Raw genomic sequence first — 6,694 nt, forward strand, 5'->3', positions numbered from 1 at the left:
CCCGGCCGTCCCTCGCCTCGCCCGGCGCGTCCACCGCCCGCGGCGGCACCGCGTCCGCGGCGACGGGCACGATCAGCACGTCTCCCTGCCGGTACACAGAGCTCTCCCCTCGACTCCGCGCCGGGGCCGTCCCCCGGACACGTCTTCGACAGTAGGGGCCGCCACCGACAGCGCACCGTCGCCGAACGGCCCGCCGCCGTCACTGTCGGTGGCACTTGGTAGAACTGCTGACGGAACAGCATTCCGCTGTTCGAGCCGGGGAGTGTCAGGAGAAGCGCGATGACCGTCAATCACCACCTGGAAGAGCTGTACGGCCTGCCCGCCTTCTCCTTCCCGGCGGTGGGGGAGGCGCTGGAACTCCCCGAGCCGGAGACCGTCGCCTGGCGCATCGGGGTGGACGTGGACGAGCCGGAGGAGGAGTGGCTGGAAGCCTTCGCCCGGTTCACCGAGGCGGTGGACCTGTCGCGGGTGCGCGCCCTGATCGTCGGCTCGTGGCAGGACGCCTACGAGGAGTCGAGCAAGGAGATCGTCGAGGCGCTCGTCGCCGCGCGCGACCGGCTTCCCGCCCTGCGCGCCCTCTTCCTCGGGGACATGACGTACGAGGAGTCGGAGATCTCCTGGATAACGCAGTCGGACGTCACCCCGCTGCTCGCGAGCTTCCCCGGGCTGCGCTGGTTCGGTGTGCGCGGCGGCAGCGGGCTGGCCTTCCCGCCGGTGCGTCACGAACAGCTGGAGACGCTGGTGGTGGAGACCGGCGGCCTCGGCGCGGAGGTGGTGCGCGGCGTGGCGGCCTGCGACTTCCCGGCGCTCGAGCACCTGGACCTGTGGCTGGGCTCCGACTGGTACGGAGGTGACGCCGAGCCCGCCGACCTCCAGCCGATCCTGGACGGCACCCGGCTGCCCTCGCTGCGGTACCTGGCGCTGCGCAACAGCGTCGTCCAGGACCGGATCGCCGAGGCGCTGGCGGGCGCCCCCGTCGTGGCCCGGCTGGAGGTGCTCGACCTGTCCATGGGCACCCTGTCCGACGAGGGCGCCGCCGCCCTGCTGGCGGGCCAGCCGCTCACCCACCTGCGGAAGCTGGACCTGCACCACCACTTCGTGGGCGAGGAACTCCGGACCCGTCTCAGGGAGACCCTCGAGCCGGCCGGTGTGGAACTCGACCTGGAGGAGGGCGGCGCCGAGTCCGACGAGGACGAGGACGGCGTCCGCCGCTACATCGCGGTGGCCGAATGAGCCCGGTCGTCGACCCGCGCTCCGGCCACCTGAGCCGCTTCCACGGCATGCCGGTGTTCACGCTCCCCGCCCCCGGGCAGGGCGACGGCCCCTTCCCCGCCGCGTCCACCGTGGCCTGGCGGGTGGCCGGTGAGGCGTGGGACGGAGCCTTCACACCCGTCTGGCGGAGGTTCCTCGACGAGGTGGCGGTGGAGGAGGTCACCGCCCTGGTGATCGGCGCCTGGTGGGACGACGACCACACCACCGGCATCGCCCCCACCGTCGGCCGCCTGATCGAGGAGCGGCACCGGTTCCCCGCCCTGCGCGCCCTCCAGCTCGCCGACGTGGTGGGCGAGGAGTCGGAGATCTCCTGGATCCGGCTCTGCGACCTCACACCGCTGCTCCACGCCTTCCCGAGGCTGGAGAAGCTGGGCGTGCGCGGCGGGGACGACCTGGATCTCGAGCCGCTGCGCCACGAGGCGCTGCGGGAACTGCGCATCGAGTCGGGGAACCTGCCGCGCCGGCCCGTCCAGGGGCTCGGCGGTTGCGAGCTGCCCGCGCTGGAGCACCTCGACATCTGGCTGGGTGCCGAGGAGTACGGCGCGGACACGACCGTGGAGGACCTGCTGCCACTCCTGCACCCGGGGGGCCGCCTGCCCGCGCTGCGCCACCTCGGCCTGGCGAACAGCGAGATCCAGGACGGGATCGCGGCCGCCGTCGCCGGGGCGCCCGTGGTGCCGCAACTGGAGTCGCTCGACCTGTCGATGGGCACGCTGGGCGACGAGGGCGGCTCCGCTCTCCTGGCCGGGCAACCGCTCACCCATCTGCGGACCCTGGACCTCCGCCACCACTACTTCAGCGATCCGATGGCCGCGAGGATGCGCCTCGCCCTGGAGCCCTACGGCGTGCGGCTGCTGATGAGCCGTGTACCCGTCTTCACCGGGCACTCGCGGTATGTCGCCGTCTCGGAGTGACCAGGTGACCCGCTTCGCGGTGGTCGGCAACCCGGAGAACCGGCGGGTGGCCCTCTTCTCGGCCGCCGTGCGCGCCGCCGGACTGCCCGGGCCGCGGGTGGTGCCGTGGCTGGACGTCCTGCGCGACGGCGGGGCGCGGTTCGGTGACGACGAGACCGTCCGGGTCGACTCGCCGGGGGAGAACCCGGACGTCGACCGGCTGCTGCGGGACGTCACCGACCCCGCCCGGGTGGAGGGATCCGCGCGCTGGTACGGGCGGTTCACCGCCGCCGCCCGCACGCTGACCGGAGGCCGCAGGCTCGACGACGCGGACGAACTCGCCGTCCTCTTCGACAAGCGCCGCTGCCACGCGGTCCTGCGCGAGGCCGGCGTTCCGGTGCCCGCGTCGCCGACCTCCGGTCCGGACGCGGCGCCGGTGCGCGGCTGGGAGGACGTGCGCGCCCTGATGCGCGAGCACCGCCTGCCCCGGGTCTTCCTCAAGCTCGCCCACGGCTCCTCCGCCTCCGGGGTGCTGGCGATCGAGACGGCCTCCGGCGGCCGGATCCGCGCCACCACCTCGGTGGAGCGGGCGGACGACGGGCGGCTGTTCAACTCCCTGCGGCTGCGGCGCCACCACGACGAGCGGGAGATCGCCGCCGTGGTCGACGCGCTGGCCCCCGACGGACTGCACCTCGAACGCTGGGTGCCCAAGGCGGCCGTCGGCGGCCGGACCTGCGACCTGAGGGTGGTCGTCGTCGCCGGACGGGCCACCCACGCCGTGGCCCGCACCAGCCGGTCGCCCATGACCAACCTCCACCTCGGCGGGGAGCGCGGCGACCTGGCCGCGGTCCGCGCCGCCGTCGATACCGCCGGCGGAGACTGGGCCGGCCTGCTCGCCGTCTGCGAGCGGGCCGCCGCCTGCTTCCCGCGCACCCTGTGTGTGGGCGTCGACCTGCTGCCGGCCGTCGGCTGGCGCCGGTTCGCCGTCGGCGAGGTCAACGCCTTCGGCGACCTGCTGCCCCGGCTCACCGGGCTGCCCGGCAGCGGTTCCGAGGGCCTGGACACCTACGCCGCCCAGGTGCGCGCGGTCCTGCGCACCGACCCCGCCCCCGTACCCCCGCACAGCCCGAGGAAGCTCCGCCATGCCCCCACGGATCCCACCGTCGCCTCAGCCGGCACAGTCCCCGCAGGCCCCGCTGCCTCCCCGGTCCCCGCGGCCTCCCCGGACCCCGCAGGACCCGCCGGCCGTGCCTGAGCCGGACATGAACGAGGTGGTCGGCAGTCACGACCTGCTGATGGTCACCCTGGACACCCTCCGGTACGACGTGGCCGTCGAACTGGCCGAGGCCGGGCGCATCCCGAACCTCGCGCGCCACCTCCCCGGCGGGCGGTGGGAGGAGCGGCACGCGCCCGGGAGCTTCACCTACGCCTCCCACCAGGCGATCTTCGCCGGCTTCCTCCCCACGCCGGCCCGGCCCGGGCCGCACCCGCGCCTGTTCGCCGCCCGGTTCGCGGGCAGCGAGACCACGGCCCCGCGCACCTTCGTGTACGACACGCCCGACCTGGTCTCCGGGCTGGCCGCGGCCGGCTACCACACGGTGTGCGTGGGCGGGGTCGGCTTCTTCAACCGGCAGGGCCCGCTGGGCTCCGTGCTGCCGGGACTCTTCGCCGAGTCGCACTGGGAGCCGGAGTTCGGGGTGCCCTCACCGACCTCGTTCGAGGCCCAGGTGGCCTGCGCCGAGAAGGCGGTGGCCCGGCTGCCGCGGGAGCGGCGGCTCTTCCTCTTCCTCAACGTCTCGGCGCTGCACCAGCCCAACTGGTTCCACCTGCCCGGAGCCACCCCCGAGGACGGGGACACCCGGGCCAGCCACGCGGCCGCCCTGGAGTACGTCGACCGGCACATCGGCCGGCTCCTCGACGCCATGAGCAGCCGCCGCCGCTGCTTCGCCGTCGTCTGTTCCGACCACGGCACGGCCTACGGGGACGACGGCTGGACGGGCCACCGCCTCGGCCACCCCGTGGTGTGGACCGTCCCCTACGCCCACTTCTTCCTCGACCACGACGAGGCCCGATGAACGCCCCCGCCCCCGCCCCCGCCCCCGCGGACACCGCCGGCACTCCCGACGCCGCCCGCCCGTACAGCCAGTACGTCTACGCCTATCCGCACAAGACGGCCTACCGGCGCCTGACGCCCCGGCCCTCGCTGCGGGAGCTGTGGGCGGGGGAGCCCAAGGACGCCCTCTCGCTGTACCTGCACATCCCGTTCTGCGAGGTCCGCTGCGGCTTCTGCAACCTGTTCACCCGGATCGGCGCACCCGACGGGCTCACCGGCGCCTACCTGGACGCCCTGGACCGGCAGGCCACCGCCGTGCGCGAGGCGCTCGGCGACGGGGAGCCGGTGCGGTTCGCCACCGCCGCGTTCGGCGGCGGCACGCCCACCTTCCTGACCGCCCCCGAACTGGAGCGGCTCTGCGACATCGCCGAACGCCGCGCCGGCGTCGACCTGCGGGCCGTCCCGCTCTCCGTGGAGGCATCCCCGGCCACCGCCACGGCCGACCGGCTCGCCGTGCTCGCCGACCGCGGTGCCACCCGGCTCAGTCTGGGGGTGCAGAGCTTCGTCGACTCCGAGGCGCGCGCCGCCGTCCGGCCCCAGCGGCGGGCCGACGTCGAGGCGGCGCTCGGGCGGATCCGCGAGGCCCGGATACCCGTCCTCAACATCGATCTCATCTACGGCATCGACGGCCAGACCGCACGGACCTGGACCGAGTCGCTGGACGCCGCGCTCGCCTGGGACCCCGAGGAGATCTACCTCTACCCCCTCTACGTCCGCCCGCTGACCGGTCTGGGACGGCTCGGCGCCGACGCGGACGCCGCCTGGGACCGCCAGCGCCTCGCGCTCTACCGCCAGGGCCGTGACCACCTGCGGGACCGCGGCTACGAGCAGCGGTCGATGCGCATGTTCCGCCGCGCCGACGCGCCCGTGACGGGCGAGGAGGACTACGCCTGCCAGACGGACGGCATGATCGGTCTGGGCTGCGGAGCCCGGTCCTACACCCGCGGCCTGCACTACTCGTTCGACTACGCCGTCGACATGCGGCAGATCCGCGCGATCGTCGACGACTACACCGCCCGCCCCGCCGAGGACTTCGGGTACGCCGAGTACGGCAGGGTGATCGACGCCGGCGAGGCACGCCGCCGTCACCTGCTCCAGTCGCTGCTCCAGGCCGACGGGATGGAGCGGGCCGACTACGCCGCCCGTTTCGGCTCCGGCCCCGAGGCGGACTTCCCGGCCGAGCTGGCGCGGTTCGCCGAGCGGGGCTGGCTGGACGGCTCGGCGCCCGACGGGCTGCTGCGGCTCTCCGAGGAAGGGCTCGCCCACTCGGACGCACTGGGACCCGAACTGTTCTCACCGGCCGTCCGCGCCGCGATGGCCGCCTACGACGTGAAATGAGCGGCCGCCGATGGACCTGACACTCCTCTACCGGGGCCCGCTCGCCTCCTGCGACTACGACTGCCCCTACTGCCCCTTCGCCAAGCGGCGCGACACCCCGGAGCAACTGCGCGCCGACCGGGCGGCGCTGGAGCGGTTCGCCGACTGGGCGGCCACCCGGACCGAGGACACGCTGTCGGTCCTCCTCACCCCCTGGGGCGAAGGCCTGGTGCGCTCCTGGTACCGCCGCGCCATGGTCCGGCTGTCCCGGCTGCCGCACGTCCGCCGCGTCGCCATCCAGACCAACCTCAGCTGCCGCACCGACTGGCTGGCCGAGGCGGACCTGGACACCCTCGCCCTGTGGTGCACCTACCACCCCGGCCAGACCCCCTACGACCGCTTCCTGGCCAAGACGCACGACCTGGCGGCCCGCGGGGTGCGCTTCAGCGTGGGCGTGGTGGGCCTTCCGGAGCACCTGGAGCACGCCCGGCGGCTGCGCGCGGACCTCCCCGAACGGGTGTACCTGTGGGTCAACGCGGCCGAGGGACACACCTATACGGACGCCGAGGCCGAACCGTGGACGGCGCTCGACCCGCTCTTCCCGTACAGCCGCCACCCGCACCGCAGCGGGGGCCTGCCCTGCCGGACGGGGCAGTCGGTGGTCTCCGTGGACGGCGACGGGATGGTCCGCCGCTGCCACTTCGTCCGTGCGGAACTGGGCAACCTGTACGACGATTCCTTCCGTGCGGCTCTGCGGCCCCGTACCTGCCCGCTCGCGGTCTGCGACTGTCACATCGGCTACGTCCACCTGGAGACACTGCCGCTGTACGACGTCTTCGCGGGCGGGGTCCTGGAGCGGATTCCCGCCGATGCCCCGTCACCACGCGTGCCGCAGGCCCTCGGAACACCACGGCGCTATTGACGCGTGCATGACGGATCGGCTGGAGTGGTGCGCGCCACGCACGACATCGGCGGCCCCAGGGCCCGCTCCGGCGATCTGGAGGAACTGTGACCACACCAACGGCGCACCGGACCCGCACGGCGTTGTTCAGACGCACCGCCGTCCCCGCCCTGGGCGCGCTGCTGGCGGCCGCCCTGA

6 protein-coding genes are annotated in these 6,694 nt (G+C 74.2%); all 6 read left to right on the plus strand.

The features are described from left to right. Nucleotides 1-279: 279 nt before the first annotated feature. From HW445_RS14420 to HW445_RS14445, 6 genes are read left to right on the plus strand one after another with little or no spacing between them, the layout of a single operon-like run. Nucleotides 280-1,233, plus strand: a complete 954-nt coding sequence (locus tag HW445_RS14420) for an STM4015 family protein (RefSeq protein WP_180221423.1) — start codon at nucleotides 280-282, stop codon at nucleotides 1,231-1,233. Further along, nucleotides 1,230-2,186, plus strand: a complete 957-nt coding sequence (locus HW445_RS14425) for an STM4015 family protein (protein WP_180221424.1) — start codon at nucleotides 1,230-1,232, stop codon at nucleotides 2,184-2,186. Before HW445_RS14420 ends, HW445_RS14425 begins: the two co-directional genes overlap by 4 nt. Beyond that, entirely contained in the window at nucleotides 2,167-3,420 is a 1,254-nt protein-coding gene (locus HW445_RS14430) for an STM4014 family protein (protein ID WP_180221425.1), read from the plus strand. Before HW445_RS14425 ends, HW445_RS14430 begins: the two co-directional genes overlap by 20 nt. Nucleotides 3,421-3,427: 7 nt before the next feature. Beyond that, nucleotides 3,428-4,240 carry an STM4013/SEN3800 family hydrolase gene (locus tag HW445_RS14435; RefSeq protein WP_180221428.1) on the plus strand — a complete coding sequence of 271 codons (813 nt, stop codon included), beginning with the start codon at nucleotides 3,428-3,430 and terminating at the stop codon, nucleotides 4,238-4,240. Continuing rightward, nucleotides 4,237-5,616 (plus strand): STM4012 family radical SAM protein, encoded by a 1,380-nt coding sequence (locus HW445_RS14440; protein WP_180221426.1) that lies wholly within the window; start codon nucleotides 4,237-4,239, stop codon nucleotides 5,614-5,616. The genes HW445_RS14435 and HW445_RS14440 overlap by 4 nt, the downstream gene beginning before the upstream one ends. Before the next feature lie 10 nt (nucleotides 5,617-5,626). Then, nucleotides 5,627-6,517, plus strand: a complete 891-nt coding sequence (locus HW445_RS14445; RefSeq protein ID WP_180221427.1) for an STM4011 family radical SAM protein — start codon at nucleotides 5,627-5,629, stop codon at nucleotides 6,515-6,517. Nucleotides 6,518-6,694: the final 177 nt, after the last annotated feature.

The organism is Streptomyces sp. UH6 (assembly GCF_013421635.1).
Taxonomy (GTDB): domain Bacteria; phylum Actinomycetota; class Actinomycetes; order Streptomycetales; family Streptomycetaceae; genus Streptomyces; species Streptomyces abyssomicinicus.

Excerpts from the sequence above, each read along its gene's own strand:
- HW445_RS14420 (WP_180221423.1), top strand. The coding sequence starts at position 280 with ATGACCGTCAATCACCACCTGGAAGAGCTGTACGGCCTGCCCGCCTTC.
- HW445_RS14425 (WP_180221424.1), top strand. The coding sequence starts at position 1,230 with ATGAGCCCGGTCGTCGACCCGCGCTCCGGCCACCTGAGCCGCTTCCAC.
- HW445_RS14430 (WP_180221425.1), top strand. The coding sequence starts at position 2,167 with ATGTCGCCGTCTCGGAGTGACCAGGTGACCCGCTTCGCGGTGGTCGGC.
- HW445_RS14435 (WP_180221428.1), top strand. The coding sequence starts at position 3,428 with ATGAACGAGGTGGTCGGCAGTCACGACCTGCTGATGGTCACCCTGGAC.
- HW445_RS14440 (WP_180221426.1), top strand. The coding sequence starts at position 4,237 with ATGAACGCCCCCGCCCCCGCCCCCGCCCCCGCGGACACCGCCGGCACT.
- HW445_RS14445 (WP_180221427.1), top strand. The coding sequence starts at position 5,627 with ATGGACCTGACACTCCTCTACCGGGGCCCGCTCGCCTCCTGCGACTAC.